At 41.2% G+C, this 18,114-nt stretch carries 18 protein-coding genes; 10 read left to right on the top strand and 8 right to left on the bottom strand.

What is annotated here, in order from left to right:
- Positions 1-13 precede the first annotated feature (13 nt).
- The gene (locus HPE56_RS15285) at positions 14-1,726 is read left to right on the top strand and encodes a RagB/SusD family nutrient uptake outer membrane protein (RefSeq protein WP_223170337.1); all 1,713 of its coding nucleotides are present in this window, start codon (positions 14-16) and stop codon (positions 1,724-1,726) included.
- A gap of 28 nt (positions 1,727-1,754) precedes the next feature.
- Positions 1,755-2,561 carry a hypothetical protein gene (locus HPE56_RS15290; protein ID WP_188244617.1) on the top strand — a complete coding sequence of 269 codons (807 nt, stop codon included), beginning with the start codon at positions 1,755-1,757 and terminating at the stop codon, positions 2,559-2,561.
- Positions 2,562-2,686: 125 nt separating this feature from the next.
- Here the strand turns inward: HPE56_RS15290 and HPE56_RS15295 are convergent, their stop codons facing one another.
- From HPE56_RS15295 to HPE56_RS15305, 3 genes are read right to left on the bottom strand one after another with little or no spacing between them, the layout of a single operon-like run.
- Positions 2,687-3,415, bottom strand: a complete 729-nt coding sequence (locus HPE56_RS15295; protein ID WP_188244618.1) for a glutamine amidotransferase — start codon at positions 3,413-3,415, stop codon at positions 2,687-2,689.
- Positions 3,412-4,326 carry an SMP-30/gluconolactonase/LRE family protein gene (locus HPE56_RS15300; protein ID WP_188244619.1) on the bottom strand — a complete coding sequence of 305 codons (915 nt, stop codon included), beginning with the start codon at positions 4,324-4,326 and terminating at the stop codon, positions 3,412-3,414. The genes HPE56_RS15295 and HPE56_RS15300 overlap by 4 nt, the downstream gene beginning before the upstream one ends.
- Positions 4,327-4,333: 7 nt before the next feature.
- Positions 4,334-5,785, bottom strand: coding sequence for a TolB family protein (locus HPE56_RS15305; RefSeq protein WP_223170338.1), 1,452 nt, complete (start codon positions 5,783-5,785; stop codon positions 4,334-4,336).
- A gap of 152 nt (positions 5,786-5,937) precedes the next feature.
- Between HPE56_RS15305 and mazG the strand changes: the two genes are divergently transcribed.
- The 5 genes from mazG (at position 5,938) to HPE56_RS15330 (ending at position 10,695) form a co-directional block, all read left to right on the top strand.
- Positions 5,938-6,726, top strand: coding sequence for a nucleoside triphosphate pyrophosphohydrolase (mazG, locus tag HPE56_RS15310; protein ID WP_188244621.1), 789 nt, complete (start codon positions 5,938-5,940; stop codon positions 6,724-6,726).
- Positions 6,727-6,858: 132 nt separating this feature from the next.
- Positions 6,859-8,226, top strand: a complete 1,368-nt coding sequence (locus HPE56_RS15315) for an MATE family efflux transporter (protein WP_188244622.1) — start codon at positions 6,859-6,861, stop codon at positions 8,224-8,226.
- A gap of 11 nt (positions 8,227-8,237) precedes the next feature.
- Positions 8,238-8,465: a hypothetical protein gene (locus HPE56_RS15320; protein WP_188244623.1), complete on the top strand. Its 228-nt coding sequence runs from the start codon at positions 8,238-8,240 to the stop codon at positions 8,463-8,465.
- Between the two features lie 5 nt (positions 8,466-8,470).
- Complete coding sequence (locus tag HPE56_RS15325) at positions 8,471-9,040, top strand: phosphatase PAP2 family protein (protein ID WP_188244624.1); 570 nt, start codon at positions 8,471-8,473, stop codon at positions 9,038-9,040.
- Entirely contained in the window at positions 9,037-10,695 is a 1,659-nt protein-coding gene (locus HPE56_RS15330) for an ArnT family glycosyltransferase (RefSeq protein WP_188244625.1), read from the top strand. The genes HPE56_RS15325 and HPE56_RS15330 overlap by 4 nt, the downstream gene beginning before the upstream one ends.
- On the opposite strand, the gene HPE56_RS15335 is transcribed toward HPE56_RS15330, so the two are convergent.
- The 4 genes from HPE56_RS15335 to HPE56_RS15350 all read right to left on the bottom strand — a co-directional run bounded on the left by HPE56_RS15335 (position 10,689) and on the right by HPE56_RS15350 (position 14,126).
- Positions 10,689-11,564 (bottom strand): lysylphosphatidylglycerol synthase transmembrane domain-containing protein, encoded by an 876-nt coding sequence (locus HPE56_RS15335; protein WP_188244626.1) that lies wholly within the window; start codon positions 11,562-11,564, stop codon positions 10,689-10,691. The two genes, HPE56_RS15330 and HPE56_RS15335, sit on opposite strands and share 7 nt — an antisense overlap.
- Positions 11,545-12,504, bottom strand: a complete 960-nt coding sequence (locus HPE56_RS15340) for a glycosyltransferase family 2 protein (RefSeq protein ID WP_109649244.1) — start codon at positions 12,502-12,504, stop codon at positions 11,545-11,547. The genes HPE56_RS15335 and HPE56_RS15340 overlap by 20 nt, the downstream gene beginning before the upstream one ends.
- 128 nt (positions 12,505-12,632) lie before the next feature.
- Positions 12,633-13,193, bottom strand: a complete 561-nt coding sequence (locus HPE56_RS15345; protein WP_188244627.1) for a DUF2911 domain-containing protein — start codon at positions 13,191-13,193, stop codon at positions 12,633-12,635.
- Between the two features lie 24 nt (positions 13,194-13,217).
- Positions 13,218-14,126 carry an aldose epimerase family protein gene (locus HPE56_RS15350; protein WP_188244628.1) on the bottom strand — a complete coding sequence of 303 codons (909 nt, stop codon included), beginning with the start codon at positions 14,124-14,126 and terminating at the stop codon, positions 13,218-13,220.
- Between the two features lie 106 nt (positions 14,127-14,232).
- On the opposite strand from HPE56_RS15350, the gene HPE56_RS15355 reads away from it, so the two are divergent.
- Genes HPE56_RS15355 through HPE56_RS15365 form a run of 3 tightly spaced genes read left to right on the top strand, consistent with a single transcriptional unit; the run spans position 14,233 to position 16,769 of the window.
- On the top strand, positions 14,233-14,775 hold the full coding sequence (locus tag HPE56_RS15355) for an RNA polymerase sigma factor (protein ID WP_188244629.1): 543 nt from the start codon (positions 14,233-14,235) through the stop codon (positions 14,773-14,775).
- A complete protein-coding gene (locus HPE56_RS15360) occupies positions 14,759-15,343 on the top strand; it encodes a hypothetical protein (RefSeq protein WP_188244630.1) in 585 nt (194 codons plus the stop codon). Before HPE56_RS15355 ends, HPE56_RS15360 begins: the two co-directional genes overlap by 17 nt.
- A complete protein-coding gene (locus HPE56_RS15365; RefSeq protein ID WP_188244631.1) occupies positions 15,324-16,769 on the top strand; it encodes a DUF4097 family beta strand repeat-containing protein in 1,446 nt (481 codons plus the stop codon). The genes HPE56_RS15360 and HPE56_RS15365 overlap by 20 nt, the downstream gene beginning before the upstream one ends.
- An 85-nt stretch (positions 16,770-16,854) precedes the next feature.
- Here HPE56_RS15365 and HPE56_RS15370 read toward each other — a convergent pair whose 3' ends face one another.
- Positions 16,855-18,045, bottom strand: a complete 1,191-nt coding sequence (locus tag HPE56_RS15370) for a Gfo/Idh/MocA family protein (RefSeq protein WP_188244632.1) — start codon at positions 18,043-18,045, stop codon at positions 16,855-16,857.
- Between the last annotated feature and the right edge of the window lie 69 nt (positions 18,046-18,114).

Genomic DNA, 18,114 nt, shown 5'->3' on the forward strand with positions numbered 1-18,114 from the left:
TTAAAAAAAAATTATGATGAAAAATATATATTATTTAATTGCTGTTTTACTAGGGATAACAACCCTAGGTTGCAGCGAAAGTTTATTGGATACAGAAAATCTGTACGGTAAGAGTTTGGATACATATTATCAGACCCCTACAGATATGGAAGAGGCAATATCAGGTGTTTACAATGCAATTTATACACCTAATGCACTTAGTTTTGAACCCCTTGCGGCCAATTTGATGTCCGATATGATGCTAGGTGGTGGTGGTCCCGATGATAAGGCCGGTAAGGATGTTGATGCCTTTGAGGATCCAGCGGAAGACACGTATCGCGATTTGTGGGTGCAATCCTATAATGGCATTGCACGATGTAATGCAATAATAGAAAAGGCCAGTGAGGCGGACTTTTCAAGTTTTTTCAGTAGTCCTGCGGAAGCTCAGGAATTTAAGGATGTTGCCGTAGGGGAAGCTTTGTTTATGAGAGCATTCTTCTACTTTAAATTGGCTAAGTTTTTTGGAGGGGTGCCATTGATAACTTCAGTCGACCAAGCTAAAGATGGTCCTAGGAACACCTATTCCGAGACTTTTGCCCAAATTGCCTCAGACTTGAAATTGGCTATAGAAACATTGCCCAATATTTCTTTCCCTTCCATACCAACGGAAAGTTATGGGCATACCAACAAGTGGGTGGCCGAAGCGTATTTAGGGCGTGTGTATTTACATTATACGGGCTATATGTCCAATATTGAGAACCAATCTACTAGTGATTTACCTTTGGTAGAGGGTGGTTCGTTAAGTGGTTCAGATGTCGCAGGTTATTTAAATGATTGTATCAACAATAGTGGCTATGACTTGGTTTCAGATTTTAGAAATCTCTGGCCTTATTCCAATTTAAATAAAAGCGCAGGGAGCGTAGTGCTTCCTTGGGCAGATGCCGAAGGATTGGAATGGGTAGGACAGGACGGACTTAATCCCACCTTTGGAACAGGAAATTCAGAGAGTATGTTCGTGCAACGTTTTTCATTCGGTGATTGGTCATGGTCAAACGGTTCAATTTATACCAATAGACTTTGTCTTTTTAGCGGAATTCGCGATAATTCAATGGTGCCATTCGGACAAGGTTGGGGTTTTTGTACGGTAAGGCCTACTTTATGGAACACATGGGATGATGCCGATCCCCGAAAACAAGGATCTATTCTTCCAATGGGGGATGCAGAACAAGGAACTGATGGTTATCAGGCAGACAAAGGAGACCATGAAACAGGTTTATTCAATAAAAAATATACTTCGCTTCAGCATCCTGATGTAGATGGTAACGTTTCGGGTATGTTTGTCCAAATGTACGATTGGAGTAATACGGATATGCAGCTAATGCATGCCCAGGATTTTATCTTTATGCGATTTGCCGATGTTTTGTTAATGCATTCAGAGATTACGCAAACATCCGATGGGATGAATCGGGTAAGGGCAAGAGTAGGTTTGCCAGCTATAGGATATTCCCTTGAGGCCTTGAAGGAGGAAAGAAAGCATGAATTGGCTTTTGAAGGGCTGAGATATTTCGATTTGGTGCGTTGGGGTGATGTAGACACAGCCTTTGATTATACTGAGAATGTACGGAATTCAGGTTCCGATGCTACTTATAGTGGCTCGTATAGGTCTGAAACAAAAGGTTTGGTTTCGATACCTGAAACGGAAATAAGGTTGTCTAACGGGGCTTATGAACAAAACCCTGGGTGGTAGTATGTTTTATAACTTAAAAATAAGAAACATGAAATTAAATAAAATCATAGGTTTTTCCGTAGGTATGTTTGCTTTGTTGTTCATAGCATGCGAACCTATTGTTACGGATACTGAGGAATTGTATAACGTTACAGACGTTGCAGGGGTCGAATTAATGGCCACCCAAATTGATCCGGGAGGGAATAAAGTAGCGTTGAGTATGGTTACTCCCGGTATTACAGGGTATTGGGATTATAATACCGGTCAGGCTTATACCGACAAAGTTGAGTTTGTTTATCCTATTTTAGGTGCAGCAACATTTACCTATCATGGGACACTTGGTGCTGAGTTCTTTAGTAAAACCATAGATGTTACCATTGACGAATTCACAACACCCATAGCCCAGGATTATTATGATTTGACAGGTGAGGATCCTTCCATTGGTAAAACATGGGTGTTTAATGGCACTCCTGATGATGGCTTATTTTATTATATGTCGCCATCGAATAATATAGACAGTTGGGCTCAAGTTTGGTGGAATGCAGGGGAGTGTTGTGCCCCTGATCCTTTCGGAAGTATGACTTTTGATCTTAATGGAGCAGCAAACGTTACCTATTATAATAAACCAGGTGCAGAAGCAGTAAATGGAACCTTTAACTTGGATGTATCTGGACAAACTTTAACATTCACAGATCCAACAACTGCATTAGGGTACAATGCCAATTGGACAAGTGTTAATGGTGTTTATCAGATTGTTTCCTTAACAGAAGATGAGCTGATACTGTATGTTCCGTTAAATGTCAATGAAGGTGGTGATCCTACAGGTTGGACATTAATTTATAAACCACAAGAATAAGTGGTTTATTACCAATCAATCTTAAAGGGCTGTTTTAAAAGACAGCCCTTTTTTTATACCCAATTCACATCAATAAGGGTGTGGAATACCACAAAGGAATTTGGGTAAATGGGATTGATAGAGCATCAAATATGATACCGCTCAACAAAGTGTTTTAAAATAATCTTGGGTATTGGCGTATTGGTCTTTTGCACCCTGTTGATCAATTCCCCAACTTCATCAGGTTCAAAATAGTTGTGGTTTTTGTAAATATTTATACGAAGAATAAATTCGTTGGCATCGGCCTCGGGATGGAATTGCGTGGCGTAGATATGCTCCTTTACCCTGAACATCTGAACAAGACAGGTTGCTGAGGTGGCTAAAAGTACTGCGCCTGGAGGTATACTATCACAAGCTTCCTTGTGGCCTACCAGCGCTGAAAAAGTCTCGGGAAGGTTTTTGAGGAGGGGGTCTTCCTTCCCTTCCTCCGTAATCCTTACGTCGACGCTGCCTATCGGTTCTGAATACGTGGTTGAAATGGTAGCTCCACAATAATTTCCCAAGAGTCCATTACCTGAACATGCCCCGAGAAAAGGAAAATCCCTTTTGACAACTTCATCGAATAAGGTGTTGAAAAAGGCTTCAATTTTTTTTTGGAGGATGCTCTTTTGGTTATTGGCAGTGCTAATGTCAAACGGACTGCCCCCTACAATAATCCCTGAATAATGATTCAAGTCAATTACAGGAATGCTTTTTTCCAACCGAATGCGCTCTACATCATTGGGACTCAAACCGCCAATCTGCAAAATGGCATTGAATTCGCTATCGGCGGTTTCATCCTCAGGACGAAGCTGTAAAATAAGCAACTTTTTCAATAGGCACTGGTTACATTCATATCCAAAAGGTAGACCGAATTCATGGCTGTGATAAAAAGTTTGTTTTTATCCTTTCCCCCAAAGGTCACATTGGCGGTCCATTTTTGGTTTATGGGAATATGTTGGATTTGTTCACCTTCTACATTAAATACGGTAACCCCATCACCAGTAAGATATACGTTTCCTTGGTTATCCAAGGTCATTCCATCGGAACCCATAGCGGTAAAAAGTTTTTTATCCGTTAGACTACTATCCTCATTGATGGTGTAAGAATAGGTTTTTTTATCTCCGATGTCCGCAATATAAAGCGTTTTGCCATCCGGGGTGCCGATAATGCCATTGGGGCGAACAAAACCATCGGCAACAATGCGGAGGTCTTTTTTATCAGGTGAAAGGTAATACACCCGCTCGGATTCTTGTTCAGTCGTTTCATGATTCCACCACGTTCTTTTGTAAAACGGGTCGGTGAGGTAAATCCCGCCTTTTGAATCGATCCATAGGTCATTGGGACCATTCATTTTTTTATGGTCAAAACCATTGACCAAGACGGTTATATTCTTTTGTTTGTCAATGCGCCATAATTCGTTTTTTTCGTCGGCACAGGCGATAAGATTACCATCATGGTCAAAATAGAGTCCGTTAGAACGTCCAGAGGGTTTTAAGAAAACCTCCAAGGTGTTGTCACTTGCGGACCATTTGATGATTTGGTCATTGGGTTGGTCCGTAAAATAGACATTGCCCTCCTTGTCGGTAGCCGGTCCCTCGGTGAATTCATACGCCGACGCGATCAATACAGGTTTCGCATCCTCGGCTATAATCGAATTTTCTTGGGAAGTTGCTGAAAAGCATACGCCAACAAGAAAAAGTAATCCGAACACTTGACGGGAACAACTAATTTTAACTAGACTCATGGTTATTCTATTTTACAGGATGATAGCTTACAAAAGCCAATTTTTTACTGTCGGGTGACCAAGAAGGTACGTTTATGGTTCCCTGTCCCCCGAACAATTTCGCCAAGATAATTATTTCCTTGGTTTTTAAGTTCATCAATCGAAGCATAACATCCTTATTGGGTGGGTGTGCACCTGCCGGTACATCGGTATTGAAAGTGACATAGGCAATCCATTTGCCATCAGGGGAAGGGTGGGCGAACCAATCGTTGTATTCGTCCGTTGTAATCTGCTCCTGATCGGATCCATCGGTTTTCATCCGCCAGATTTGCATGGTACCCGTTCGTGTGGAATTGAAATAGATATATTGGCCATCAGGGGAGTAATCCGGGCCATCATCGAGTCCTTCGGCAGCGGTCAGGCGTGTTTCTTTTCCTCCTTCAAAAGGAATAGTATAAATATCATAATTGCCATTGCGCTCGGCACAATAGGCCAAAGTTTGCCCATCGGGAGACCATCCATGCCAGTATGAAGGGGCAAGGGGAGTGATTTTTTCGGGTTTTCCACCTTCAATAGGAAAGGAATAGATCATTGAGTTTCCGGTTTCCGTTTGGTCACTGATGACCATTTGCGTGCCGTCTGGGGATATGCCATGGTCATTATTGATCCTATTGGCAAATCCAGTTGGTATCATTTGTGGCGTGCCCCCTTCAATATTGATTTTATACAGAAGTCCATCACTATTATAAATCAATTTTTTGCCATCGGGCGTCCAATTGGGAGCTTCGATATGGCTTTTTGTATGGTGTATTTCACTTCGGTTCAAGGAGGTAATATCGAGGATTTCCAAGCTGCTTTCAACCTTCGTGACCGTATCGATTGCTTTTAGGTTTTCCTTTATCACAACATCCTTGAATTTTATGGTTTCAAGAACCTCATTGTTATGGGAACAAACACCGAGGCCTACATAAAATGGGGATTTGAGTTCCAGGCGCAAGGACCCTCCGGCAATTTTAAGGTCTTTTTCCGATGAACCGGTATACATCGTAAAGTAATCACCTACTTTTCTTAATTGAATATGGCTTGGAGTCAGGCTGTTACATTTAATCTCATGGGTCGTTCCACCCTTGGTTTCCCTAAACTGCATGGCTGTGAGGCCGTCGCCATGAAGGGCTACATCGACGTAAGGGGCATCGGGTTCAAGATTTTGGCGTATCATTAAACAGGCCTTACGGTGGGGGTCAACACCTTCATCCATCATTTCTATGAGGGCAGAGAGGGATACGTTGCCCGACATTTTTTTCCAGACAAAATGAAATTCATCCGAATTGAACCACATATTGGTTCCACTCCCAGAAATGGTATAGGTATTGTCAGTTGTGCTATAACTTGCCCATCCTTTGTGGTAGACATTGCCGATATCATCGTGGTTGTCAAATATCCCCAAATTTTCGGAGGTAGGGGATTGTCCAACTACCATTGTTGTAATAATTACCATAAGTATTGTATGAATAGGTTGGGATTTCATTGCTTTTTAGGATGGATTTACATCATATAAGTTAGTTAAAAAATGTGTGATAAAGGGCTAAGGGATAAACTAATTGTATTCGTACTTTTGCCAAAAGTAAAATAATGAATTCAAGAGCACTTCAATTAAAGGCATTCGACCGTTTATTGACCATAATGGATGAACTCCGTGAGCAATGTCCGTGGGATAAAAAGCAGACCATGCAAACATTGAGGCATCTTACCATTGAAGAAACCTATGAATTGGGTGATGCTATTTTAGAGGACGATTTGGTCGAGGTCAAAAAGGAATTGGGTGATGTTTTACTTCATATTGTTTTTTATTCAAAAATCGGATCGGAAACCAATGCCTTTGATATCGCCGATGTCTGTAATAGTATCTGTGAAAAATTGATCAATAGGCATCCCCATATCTATGGCGATGTGACCGTAAAGGATGAGGAGGAGGTAAAACGCAATTGGGAGAACATTAAACTGAAGGAAGGCAAGAAAAGCGTTCTGGAAGGTGTGCCAAAAGGCTTGCCGGCTTTGGTGAAGGCAAATCGCGTACAGGATAAGGTCGCTGGCGTCGGTTTTGATTGGGAGAAACCCGAACAAGTCTTCGAAAAAGTACAAGAGGAACTTTCCGAATTGCAATCGGAGATAAAGTCGGGAAATGCCGATAAGATGGAGGCTGAGTTTGGCGATGTTTTGTTCTCCATGATCAATTATGCCCGTTTTCTCAATATAAATCCAGAGAATGCCTTGGAACGTACCAATAAGAAATTCATCGGCCGATTCCAATATTTGGAGTCCAAAGCCAAGGAAGCAGGGAAGTCCTTGAAGGATATGACCCTTGGTGAAATGGATGTCTTTTGGGAAGAAGCCAAAAGCGCTTTGGAAGGGTCATCTTAGTCGATATTTTTAGAGGGAGGTCAAAATCACCCTTTATAGGATCAATGTCTCTATTATCCTATTAGCGGTAGGGTTATGTCCTGACCAAAGGATGCTTCACGTATTATCAATAATTTATAATCATACATTACTTTGTTAAAACAATATACCAAAGAATTCAAATACAATATCAGATTGTCTGTTCCTGTCATACTGGGCATGTTAGGGCATACCTTTGTGGCCCTTGCAGATAATATAATGGTCGGCCAATTGGGGACCGCGGAATTGGCAGCAGTCTCCTTGGGAAATAGCTTTGTGTTTATTGCCATGTCGTTCGGTATTGGTTTTTCCACATCGATTACACCGTTGGTCGCCGAAGCTGATGGGGGAGGAAATAAGGCAGATGCAAAAAGCGCTTTAAAACATGGCTTGGTTTTATGTACGGCCTTGGGATTGTCGCTATTCGCAATCATTCTATTGTTAAAACCCCTAATTCATATGATGAGGCAGCCACCTGAAGTGGTTGACTTGGCAATGCCTTATCTTGACCTTGTGGCCTTTTCATTGGTACCCTTGATTATTTTTCAGGCCTTTAAACAATTTTCTGAAGGATTGTCACAAACAAAATATCCGATGTATGCCACGATAATTGCCAACGTGGTGAATATTACCTTGAATTATTTATTGATTTTCGGTTCTTTAGGGTTTCCTAAAATGGGCATCGTGGGGGCAGCCATAGGCACTTTGGTCTCAAGGTGTATGATGGTATTGTACATCTGGTTCTTGCTTAGGGGCAAAAAGAAATTCCATGATTATGTCACTGGATTCAATTTCAGGAAGATTGAAAAGAAGGTGATGCAAAAAATCATAAGTCTAGGCTTCCCATCGGCGCTTCAAATGTTTTTTGAAGTGGCCATTTTCACCGCTGCGGTGTGGTTGAGTGGGGTGCTGGGGAAAAATGCCCAGGCCGCCAACCAAATAGCCTTAAATTTAAGTAGTATGACTTTTATGTTCGGAACGGGACTGGGGGTGGCTGCCATGATTCGGGTAGGTAATCAAAAAGGATTGCGCAATTTTAAGGAATTAAGACGTATAGCCCAATCAATATTTTTATTGACCCTGATTGTGGAAGTTGTTTTTGCCGCTTTATTTTTATGGGGCAGACATTGGTTTCCTACGATTTATCTAGATGTTGACGATGCCCAGAATATGGCGGACAATACTGAGGTGATTATCCTTGCGGCCCAATTGTTGTTGGTGGCGGCTTTCTTCCAGATTTCTGATGGAATCCAAGTAGTGGTGTTGGGTGCTTTACGTGGATTACAGGATGTGAAGGTGCCTACCCTGATTACATTTATAGCCTATTGGGTCATTGGTTTCCCCATTTCTTTTTACTGTGGGCTTTATACCGACCTGGGGAGTACCGGAATCTGGATAGGATTGCTTACCGGGTTGAGCGCATCGGCGATTATGTTGTATCTTCGATTTAATTATTTGACGAAAAAATTGATTACAGATTAATATAAATACACATGGAACTACCAAAATTCATATTGGGCGATAACACTGATTTGCCCAATGCCATATTCGTGATTCATACCGAGTACCCCAGATTTATTATCAACCTTGAGGATGATGAGGTAGAGTGGTTTGAGGATTTTACCACGGAAGACGAGAAAGATCTGGAATCCGAGGCAGAGGGTCTTATTGAAGCAGCTACGGCTTTCTATGACCGAGAGGTGTCCCGTTACGAAGATTAATTCCTATGCTCGACCAACTCGTACAACTGGATAAGGAAGTATTTCTCTTTCTCAATGGTCTGGGAAACCCCTCTTGGGACGGTTTTTGGATGTCAGCTACCAATAAATTGAGTTCAATTCCTTTGTATCTGGTATTGCTCATTTTGGCCTATCGGCAATTGGGATTGCGAAAAATGCTCATGGTACTGGGGACTGTCGCCATTTTGATTTTGGTGACCGATCAATTGGCAAATTTCTTTAAGTATGGGGTACAGCGACTACGTCCCTGTTATGATCCCGAGATAAGTTCGATCATGCGATTGGTCAAAAGTTCTTGTGGTGGTAAATTTGGTTATTTTTCGGCCCATGCAGCCAATTCATTTGCCATAGCATCCTTTTTTACATTTTTATTGAAGCCTGGTTTTAAGCGTATTGGATTCCTATTGTTTCTTTGGGCACTGATCGTGGCCTATAGCCGTATTTATATTGGGGTACATTTTCCCTTGGATGTGTTGACCGGTATCGTTATTGGTTTAGGTTTAGGCTGGCTGTTTACAAAGTTGTATATATTTGCACTTCATAAATACCAACTATGATTTCAAATACCAGATATTGGTTTTTGTTGTTTCTTGTGGTTCTGGTGTACATCGCCGGAATGTTCGTTACCCTTTTCGAAAACGACTCGGCCCAATTTGCCGTCATGGCCATGCGAATGGTGCAGGAGAATGATTTTTTGAGCCTTTTTAAGGGAACGGAGGAATATTTGGACAAACCCCATATGCACTATTGGCTGGCAGCCTTGTCTTTCAAGATATTCGGATTGCATGATTGGGCGTATAGGATACCGGGCATATTGGCTACTTTATTGGGGGCCTATAGTTGTTTTGGCTTGGGTAGGTTGTTGTACAATGCCAATGTGGGTAGGCTTGCCGCTTTGATTTTTATGACGTGCCAAACGATTGTATTGGGGGCAATTGATGTCCGTACCGATGCGGTATTGACCGGTTTTTCCGTTTTTGCCATTTGGCATTTGGCCGCCTATATTGAGAAAAATTCACTGAAACATATGGTCTTGGGCGCCTTTGGCGCTGGGATTGCCTTCTCGACCAAAGGACAGATAGCCCTTTTGGTCATTGGTCTACCTATACTCTGTCACCTAGCCTATACACGAGAATGGAAGATGTTCCTGAATTGGCGGGTACTTATGGGGATTTTGGTTTTTGCCGTGGTCATTGCTCCCATGTTGTACGCCTATTATTATCAATTTGATTTGCATCCGGAGAAAGTGATACGGGGTAAGTGCCATAGAAGTGGTATCTTCTTTATATTTTGGGAGCAGAGTTTTGAGCGTTTAAGCGGGGAAGGTGTAGGTAAGAATAGTAGTGATTACTTTTTCTTCTTCCATACTTTTCTATGGGTATTCCTGCCATGGACCGTAGTTGGTTTGTTGGCCTACTGGCAGAAAGCAAGGACATTGATTCAATCTAAGTTCAAGTATGTGCCGAAGCAGGAGTTTTTAACGTTGGGTGGAATTACCTTGATTTTTATCATCATCAGCTTCGCACAATTTAAACTACCACATTATCTGAATATTACCATGCCCTTGTTTGCTGTGCTATCCGCCGGATATTTATATGGTTTGCATGCAGAGAAACACAAAAGGGTAAAAAAGATATTATTGGGTTTCCAATATTTTATTCTCGGTGTGGTCTTTATAGCCACAACCTTGATTTCCTTTTTCGTTTTTAAGGGCGAGACCTATTACAATTATATATGGAAGCTTATCTTGGGTGCTTTTATCATCTATTACTGTCTAAAACGCGAGGCGTATTATTATAGGATCATAACCATAGGGGCAGTAAGTTCTATTTTGTTGAATGGGGTCTTGAATACGCATTTTTATCCCTCTTTATTGGAGTATCAGGCAGGATCGACCATGGCCAGGACAATTAAGGAAAACAATATTTCTACCGATAATGTCTATAAGATCTCGAATAACCATACTTGGGCATTGGATTTTTACAACCAGAAACCTGTAAAAATCATATCGATAAGGGAATTGAAGGAAAGAAAGCATGTTTGGGTGTATGCCAATGACAAAGAATTGGAAGCCCTAAAGGATTCAGGTTTGGATTGGAACAAACAGTTGATTGAAAAACAATTCAGGATCACCCGATTGCAAGGCAAGTTCTTAAATCCGGATACCAGAAAGAAAGTGGTGAATGCAATGAATTTGGTGCATATCTATTGATCCTGCGTTTTAAGTTTTATTTTCTTAAAGTGATAAATGATACCGAACAGGGAAACCAGTGCGGTGATCAGAAAGAAAACCATACTGATGCCGATTGATGTGTTTTCATCCAAGGCCAAAAGGGTAGCGCCATAAAAAAAGGTGACTTCACGACTGCCAATACCACCGATGGTCAGGGGTAATACCGATACGATGGAAGAGATCAGAAAGATAAAAAGATAGGGGATATTGTTGGTGTCTATTTTTAGGGCTAGCAAAATAAATACCACACATACCAATTGTGCCATTTGCACTAGGGCCGATAGTCCAAAAGACTTCCAGAAAATGGGCAGGACAAAAGCAAAGAACCTTTTGTTCAGGAACCAAAATACCACAACGGATAAAATCCCTAGGAAGCCCATGGGTATGTCGTAGGTGTTGAGCCAATGATTATCTAAAAGCACACCAAGGATACATGCATAGATAAATAGTAATAACAATCCGCTAAGTCTGTCGAGAACCAGGACCGAAACCACTTTTTTGGTTTCCACTTGAAACTCCTTTTTAATAAGATAACCCTTATAGGCATCACCTCCGATACCTCCCGGTAGAAAGAGGTTGTAGAACATGCCCAATAGATATAACTTAAGGTTGCTTTTTTGGGTGAGTTGTACATGCAGTTGATGAAAGTAGAGATTGAGTCGGATGGATGCCAAGGCCTTTGAGGCAATGAAGAGCAAGATGGCAGCGGTCAAATAAAACGGATTCGACTTCCTTACGATTTGAAGTACCTCCTTAAAATCGACCTTGGTAAAGATAAAATAGATCAGAATTGCACTTATGGCAATTTTAGCTATTGTTATCAGTTTTTTACGCAACCCCGTCTCCAATCGTCACTTTTTTAATTCGGTAGGGTCTTTTCTTCTGCGATTCGTAATAGGTCCTAATTAGGAGTTCCATTACAATACCGATGGTGAACAACTGAATGCCTGCCAAAATGAACATCAGACCGAAAATCAGTAATGGGCGCGTGCCAATATCCTCTCCAAAACCATATTTTACAATAAGGAGGTAGATGTTGATGAACATTCCCAAAAGAATCATTAAAAAACCAAAAATACCAAAGAGGTGTATGGGACGCTGAAAATATTTGCGGATAAAAAGCAATAGCATCATATCGGCAACGACCTTAAAAACGCGTTCTAGTCCATATTTTGAAACCCCGGCATGGCGGGCATGGTGTTTTACGGGTACTTGTTTTATCTGGGCTCCTTCCAAATGGGCAAGTAGGGTAATAAAGCGATGCATTTCGCCATATAGATTCAGGTCTTTGGCAATTTCCTTGGTAAAGACCTTCAAGGCGCATCCATTGTCCTTTATATCCAGTTTGGTTACCCTTCTAACCAAAAAATTCGCAATCTTGGAAGGTATTTTTTTGACGAGGGAATCCTTTCTTTTCTGCCGTATACCCGTGACCACATCATAGTCGTCATTTACGGCATAGTTCAACATTTGGGGTATATCGCTGGGGTCATTTTGTAAATCCCCATCCATGGTAATGATATACTCCCCCTCGGCATAATCCAATCCGGCAGCCAAGGCCAAACTCTGACCATAATTTTTCTTGAGCTCTATAAGATGCACCGAGTCGTCATTCATATTTTTGACTACCTTACGGGTATTGTCCTTAGAGAAGTCGTCGATATAGATGATTTGGTATTGGTACCCAACAAGACTTTCGTGAATCTTTTGGGTCAATAAAACCACATTTTCCTCCTCATTATAAAGAGGGACAACAATTGAAAGTAATGAATCTGTTATAGGTTGCATTCCGTTGAATTATGGTGGCGCAAATTTATGCTTTTTATTAGTGAATCCCTATTCTCCATATTTATCTTTGGAACACTAGGTGAAACGGTAGACTCCACGCGTCAGGTTGTACGTAATGGACTCTAAGGTTATTGGTTGATGGGTATCCTTATTTTGGTTAGGTCCCAAGAAAGCGTCAGGTATAATTGATCATCCTCCTCGAAGTCCATCGTTAGTTGTTGTTCAACGATAGTTGACTTTTCAACAGGGACTTCAAAAACAATGACATCGGCTTTAGGATTCCGCGTTGTTTTCTTACCACCACTGAGAATGGTAACCCCCCAATCGGGTATTTCACTATTGAAAATCACTTTCCAACTATCTTTATTGGGTATTGTCCAAAAGGAATAGGTGCCGGCAGGGAGTATTTTGTCAATAATCTTGATATCTGTAGCCGTAATGAATTTTGTGGGTTCGTTAGCCCCAGTACGCCAGACCACATCATAAGGAACGAGGTCTCCAAAGATCGTGCGTCCTTTTTTAAAGGGACCTGAATAATTGATGGATAGGTCCATTCCATTTTCCGTATAGGTCTTCGTGGTTTCCGGGCTGATTTTTTTTGTCTGCTCTTTCATGTAGGGCATACCAACGAAAAAAACCAAGGCCAATAAAGCAACTATTATCAGGATAATCCATTTTAATTTTTTCATTTTCAAATTTTTGGGTGTTCCGATCTAAGTTACTAAATCAAATTTAAAGATAGTTGCATTGCGATAGGTTTCGTTGGGTCTGAGTACACTGCTCGGAAAATGTGGTTGATTGGGCGCATCGGGAAAGTTTTGGGTCTCAAAACATATGGCAGGGAAACTGTTGGGGGTATAGACGACCAATCCTCTTTGATTGGTGTTTACCTCCATTGAAATACCTGATTTTTTGGAGTATACCATGGCCGCAAAACTACTATTGTCATCCGTGGCGAAGGGGGTGTCCAATCGGGTTTGACCGATTTGACGCACTGATTTGAAATCAAATTCTGTTCCTTCGACAGGTAGTACTTTACCTGTGGGTAATAAATTCGTATTCGTTTCCAAGACTTTAGGACAATTTAATCTAAGAAAGTAATGATCGATACTGTCTTCCCTGTCCAATTTAAAATAGGAATGGTTGGTCATATTCACCACTGTCGTTAAATCGGTCGTAGCTTCATGGATTATAAAAAGTTCATTATTCCTTATTTTGTAGGTTACAGTAGCTTTTAGATTACCGGGATAACCCTCTTCCAAATGTTTGCTCATATAGGAAAGCCTTACGAAAGGTTCATCACCGTGGGCGATTTCCTCAACGGTCCAATATTTTTTGGCAAAACCTTCCTTGCCCCCATGTAGGTGAATACCGTTTACAGAAGGTAAAGGATAGTTTTTCCAATCGAGGTTGAAACCGCCATTCGAAATACGCCCGGCATATCGGCCTACACAAGCGCCTAAAGATCTAGTGTCATTAGGGTATTTACTCGGATAGTCATAACCTACGACTACATTTGTATATCTTCCTTCATCATCCTTGACCAATAATTTTTGTATGATCGCACCATAATCCAATACGATCAAAGTGATAAAAGGGTTGCTTATTGTAACTTGTTTCAAGAAAATCGAATTTAAATCGACGTAAAATTAAAGGTTTTTGCAACATTGACCTATTAATATCGTCCTTAGGGAAATAGAACAGCTAAAACCAACAGCAAGTTATACAATGTTTCATATTGATGTGGTAGAACAATGTAAGGCCAATGATCGTAAGGCCCAAATGCAACTTTACAAACAGTATTGTGAAGGCATGTTCTGTGTAGCCATGCGTTATGTTCAAAACACCAATGATGCAGAGGATGTTATACAGGAAGCTTTTATAAAGGCTTTCCAGAAGATCCATCAATTTAAGGGAGAGGTTACGTTTGGGGCCTGGTTAAAACGCATTGTCATCAATAAGAGTATTGATTTTTTAAAAACAAAAAAACAGCATTTGGTAGCATTGGATGAGAATTATTTGAAGATCACCGATGATAATGACTGGACGGTAGATAATGGAATCACCATAGATCGTGTTAAGTCGGCAATAGGGAAGCTTCCCGATAAGTACCGATATGTGGTCATGATGTTCCTGATTGAGGGGTATGACCATAGGGAAATTGCACAGGTCTTAAAACTGACCGAAACCACAAGTAGGACACGATTATTACGGGGTAAAAGCTATTTAAAGGAATTATTAATGGAAAAAAACTATGGCACAAGATCTTAGGGATTTATTTAAAAAAGAGCAGTGCGAGGAAGGGTTCGCAATGACAAAGGGGCATGAACAGCGATTTGAACAACTGTTGGAGAAAGAGCTCCCACAAAAAAGGAAGAACCCATTCTTTTTTGTCAAGATTGCGGCAGCTATTTTAGTTTTGATCGGTTCGGGATTGTTCTTTTATATGCATAGGGATAACACCGGCATTACGACGACCATCGTAACTGAAAACCCTGATAAGGACACCAAGACAGGGATTTCCTTGGGGGATCTTTCGCCCGACTTAAAAAAAGTTGAAAACTATTATGTGGCCAATATCAACCTTGAACTTTCGAAATTGGATGTTTCCGGGGATACGAAGGATATGGTAGAAAGTTATATGGAGCGATTGTCGGAATTGAATGCGGAATACAAAAATCTAAATTTCGAACTCAATCAAATAGGACCGAATGACCAGACGATATCGGCACTGATAAAGAATCTACAATTACGACTGCAGCTGTTACAGCAATTGAAATCGAAGTTAAATGAAATACAATCATCAAAAAACGAACAGTATGAAACGAATGCGATTTAAATCGATAACCATGGTCGTAACCCTATTGGCAATTGGGGTTTATGGTCAAGAACAGCGTAAGACCTTTAATGAGGTTTTCAATGTCAATCCAGAAACAGTCCTCGACATCAATACAAGTAATGTCGATATTGAATTTGAGACTTGGAACAAAAACCAGATAGCTGTGGAGGCGACCATCTTCCTTGATGGTGCTACGGATGAAGAGGCAAAGGAATATTTTGAACAGGCAGATATCGAAATTGTTGGCAATAGTAAAAAAGTATCTATCGTCACAGGTGTTGGTAATGCCTATGGTTTTAAATTTTCTTCAGGAGGAGGGTATGAGGATTTTGATATCGATATTCCCAATTTCCATTTTGAAATGCCCGAGATGCCCGAAATGCCCGAGATGCCCGAGATGGATATACACGATTTACATATCGATTTGTCCGATATGCCCATGCCTCCCGTACCTGCGGTTGAATTCGACTATGACGCCTATCAAAAGGATGGGGAGGAATACCTTAAAAAATGGCAGAAGAAGTTTGACAAGGGCTTTGATAAGGAATACGAAAGAAAAATGGAGGCATGGGGCGAAAAGATGGCAGCCAAACAGGAGGCAATGGCCAAACGACAAGAAGCCATGGCCGAAAAACGAGAGGCGATGATCGAGAAAAGGATGGAGGCCCAGGAAAGGCAAATGGAAGCAAGGGCAGTGGTTATGGAAAAACGTGCCAAGGAAATGGAAGAACGAAAGGAGCATATGTTGGAATTGCGTGAAAGGCACGACAATGCCCCTACTGTTTTTTATTATTCAACAGCAAAGGGGAAGAAAAAATTCAAGGTTCGAAAATCCATTAAGGTTAAGATGCCAAAGGGTATGAAGATCAATATGAATGTACGTCACGGAGCGGTTAAATTGGCTGAAAACACAAAAAACATCAATGCGAAATTATCCTATAGTACCCTATGGGCAACCACCATTGATGGGGATGAAACCACAATTACAACCTCGTATTCACCGGTGCGTGTCAAACGTTGGAATTATGGTTTGTTGCAAGCCGATTATTCCGATGATGTTGATTTGAGTGAGGTGCTCAACTTAAGGTTGCGTGCCACATCCTCTGATGTTACCATTCATACACTGATGGAACACGCCATTATACATACGAAGATGGGGCCGTTAAAAATCAATGCGATTTCCGATAGTTTCAAAGACATTGATATATCGATTGAGAATGCGGAAATGACGTGCGATTTACCACAATCGGATTTCTTAATAACCATTAACCAAACCTTGTCCAAGCTGACCACTCCGCCAAGCCTGGCGTTGGACCGAGCCCAAAAAGACAAAAATGTAGTCCTTACAGGGTACAATAAGAACATAAATAGTACAAGGTCTATTTACATCAATTCAAAATATAGTGAAGTCGTTTTAAAGGAATAATCCTCAGTTTCCAAGTACCTAAAACCACCCCGGATCTTATCCAAAGGTCATCTTTTCCTCTAACTCCATTACCGTTTTTTAAGTCTTATACGTTCGGAAGATTTTTCCAATGTACGATTTCATCATTGTACATGGCATCGAGACCCATCTGTACACAAATGGCAGCATTTGCCCCTGTAGTGATGTTCGAAATCGGTTTGGTGTTGTTCTGGATACTATCCCTAAAGTCATGCAAGGCCTGTTTGCTGGCATCCTCATGTTCAATGTTCAGGGCATAGCCTTTTCCTTCGTCCCATTTTACCGTAGCTCCAGAAACTCCATCAACCTCACCCAATTCCTTGTTTTTCATTCCTTCAGGATAGAACCAGGCTTTTGCATAATCCAAGACAATGGTGCCTTTATCACCTATAGCCTTGATTTGGTAGCCGTCCATGGCATTGCTGGTTAAGCAAGTAAATGTGGCTTTTACGCCATTGGGGTAGGAGTAGAGAAGATGAATGTTGTCATAGGTTTCACGACCATCTTTCCAATAATCAACACCACCTATTCCCATAACTTTATCTGGAGTCGTCTCGGTCACCCAGTTTACGAAATCAATCTGGTGGGAACACAGTTCTGCCGTTAAACCACCGGAAAATTCACGATACATTCTCCAATTTATGGCGCGTTCCAATTCTGGACTGGGAACTTCCCTTCTCCAATTACCATTTCTGTTCCATTGACATTCAAAAGCGGTCAACTTGCCAATCGTTCCTTTTTTGATCATATCTACCACATGGGTGTAAAGGCGGGAACTGTGATATTGGTGTCCTGTCTGAAATAGGGTTTTTGAGGATTTGACCTTTTCGGCCAAATGTTCAATGCCGGTATACCCTTTAGCCATTGTTTTTTCGCAATAAACGTGTTTGCCCGCATCCAAGGCATCCATGGCTATTTTGGAATGTGTGCTAAAAGGGGTCGATACCAATATGGCATCAACATCAGGGTTGTCCAAAAGTTTGCGATAATCTTTATATCCTTGGGCTTTTCCCTCAACTTTGCCAAGCCCGTTTTCCAAACGAAAGGGTAGGGTGTCAGAACAAGCGATCACATTGAATTTATCCAATTGATTGATTAGGGGAATGAGGCCTGACCCTCTGCTTCCCGTTCCAATTACCCCAATATTCACGGTATCATTGGCACCTTTATAGTTGTTGATGTTTCCAAAAATCGATGTTGATGTGGCGACTGCTGCAGTAGCCAAACTTCCTTTTACTACAAATTCCCTGCGTTTCATTTTTACAATTTTGCGTTCTAGCTTTTTTGAAATTCCTTTTTCCTGTTTGTTAATGCTTATTCATTGTTG

This window comes from Maribacter aquimaris, from assembly GCF_014596745.1.
GTDB classification, from domain to species: Bacteria; Bacteroidota; Bacteroidia; order Flavobacteriales; family Flavobacteriaceae; genus Maribacter_A; species Maribacter_A aquimaris.

Coding starts and splice junctions, on each gene's coding strand:
- HPE56_RS15360 (WP_188244630.1), top strand. CDS start 14,759: ATGGCACAAGATCTTAGGGATTTATTTAAAAAAGAGCAGTGCGAGGAA.
- HPE56_RS15305 (WP_223170338.1), bottom strand. CDS start 5,785: ATGGTAGTTGGACAATCCCCTACCTCCGAAAATTTGGGGATATTTGAC.
- HPE56_RS15285 (WP_223170337.1), top strand. CDS start 14: ATGATGAAAAATATATATTATTTAATTGCTGTTTTACTAGGGATAACA.
- HPE56_RS15320 (WP_188244623.1), top strand. CDS start 8,238: ATGGAACTACCAAAATTCATATTGGGCGATAACACTGATTTGCCCAAT.
- HPE56_RS15300 (WP_188244619.1), bottom strand. CDS start 4,326: ATGAGTCTAGTTAAAATTAGTTGTTCCCGTCAAGTGTTCGGATTACTT.
- HPE56_RS15340 (WP_109649244.1), bottom strand. CDS start 12,504: ATGCAACCTATAACAGATTCATTACTTTCAATTGTTGTCCCTCTTTAT.
- HPE56_RS15355 (WP_188244629.1), top strand. CDS start 14,233: ATGTTTCATATTGATGTGGTAGAACAATGTAAGGCCAATGATCGTAAG.
- HPE56_RS15290 (WP_188244617.1), top strand. CDS start 1,755: ATGAAATTAAATAAAATCATAGGTTTTTCCGTAGGTATGTTTGCTTTG.
- HPE56_RS15325 (WP_188244624.1), top strand. CDS start 8,471: ATGCTCGACCAACTCGTACAACTGGATAAGGAAGTATTTCTCTTTCTC.
- HPE56_RS15330 (WP_188244625.1), top strand. CDS start 9,037: ATGATTTCAAATACCAGATATTGGTTTTTGTTGTTTCTTGTGGTTCTG.
- HPE56_RS15370 (WP_188244632.1), bottom strand. CDS start 18,045: ATGAAACGCAGGGAATTTGTAGTAAAAGGAAGTTTGGCTACTGCAGCA.
- HPE56_RS15365 (WP_188244631.1), top strand. CDS start 15,324: ATGAAACGAATGCGATTTAAATCGATAACCATGGTCGTAACCCTATTG.
- HPE56_RS15345 (WP_188244627.1), bottom strand. CDS start 13,193: ATGAAAAAATTAAAATGGATTATCCTGATAATAGTTGCTTTATTGGCC.
- mazG (WP_188244621.1), top strand. CDS start 5,938: ATGAATTCAAGAGCACTTCAATTAAAGGCATTCGACCGTTTATTGACC.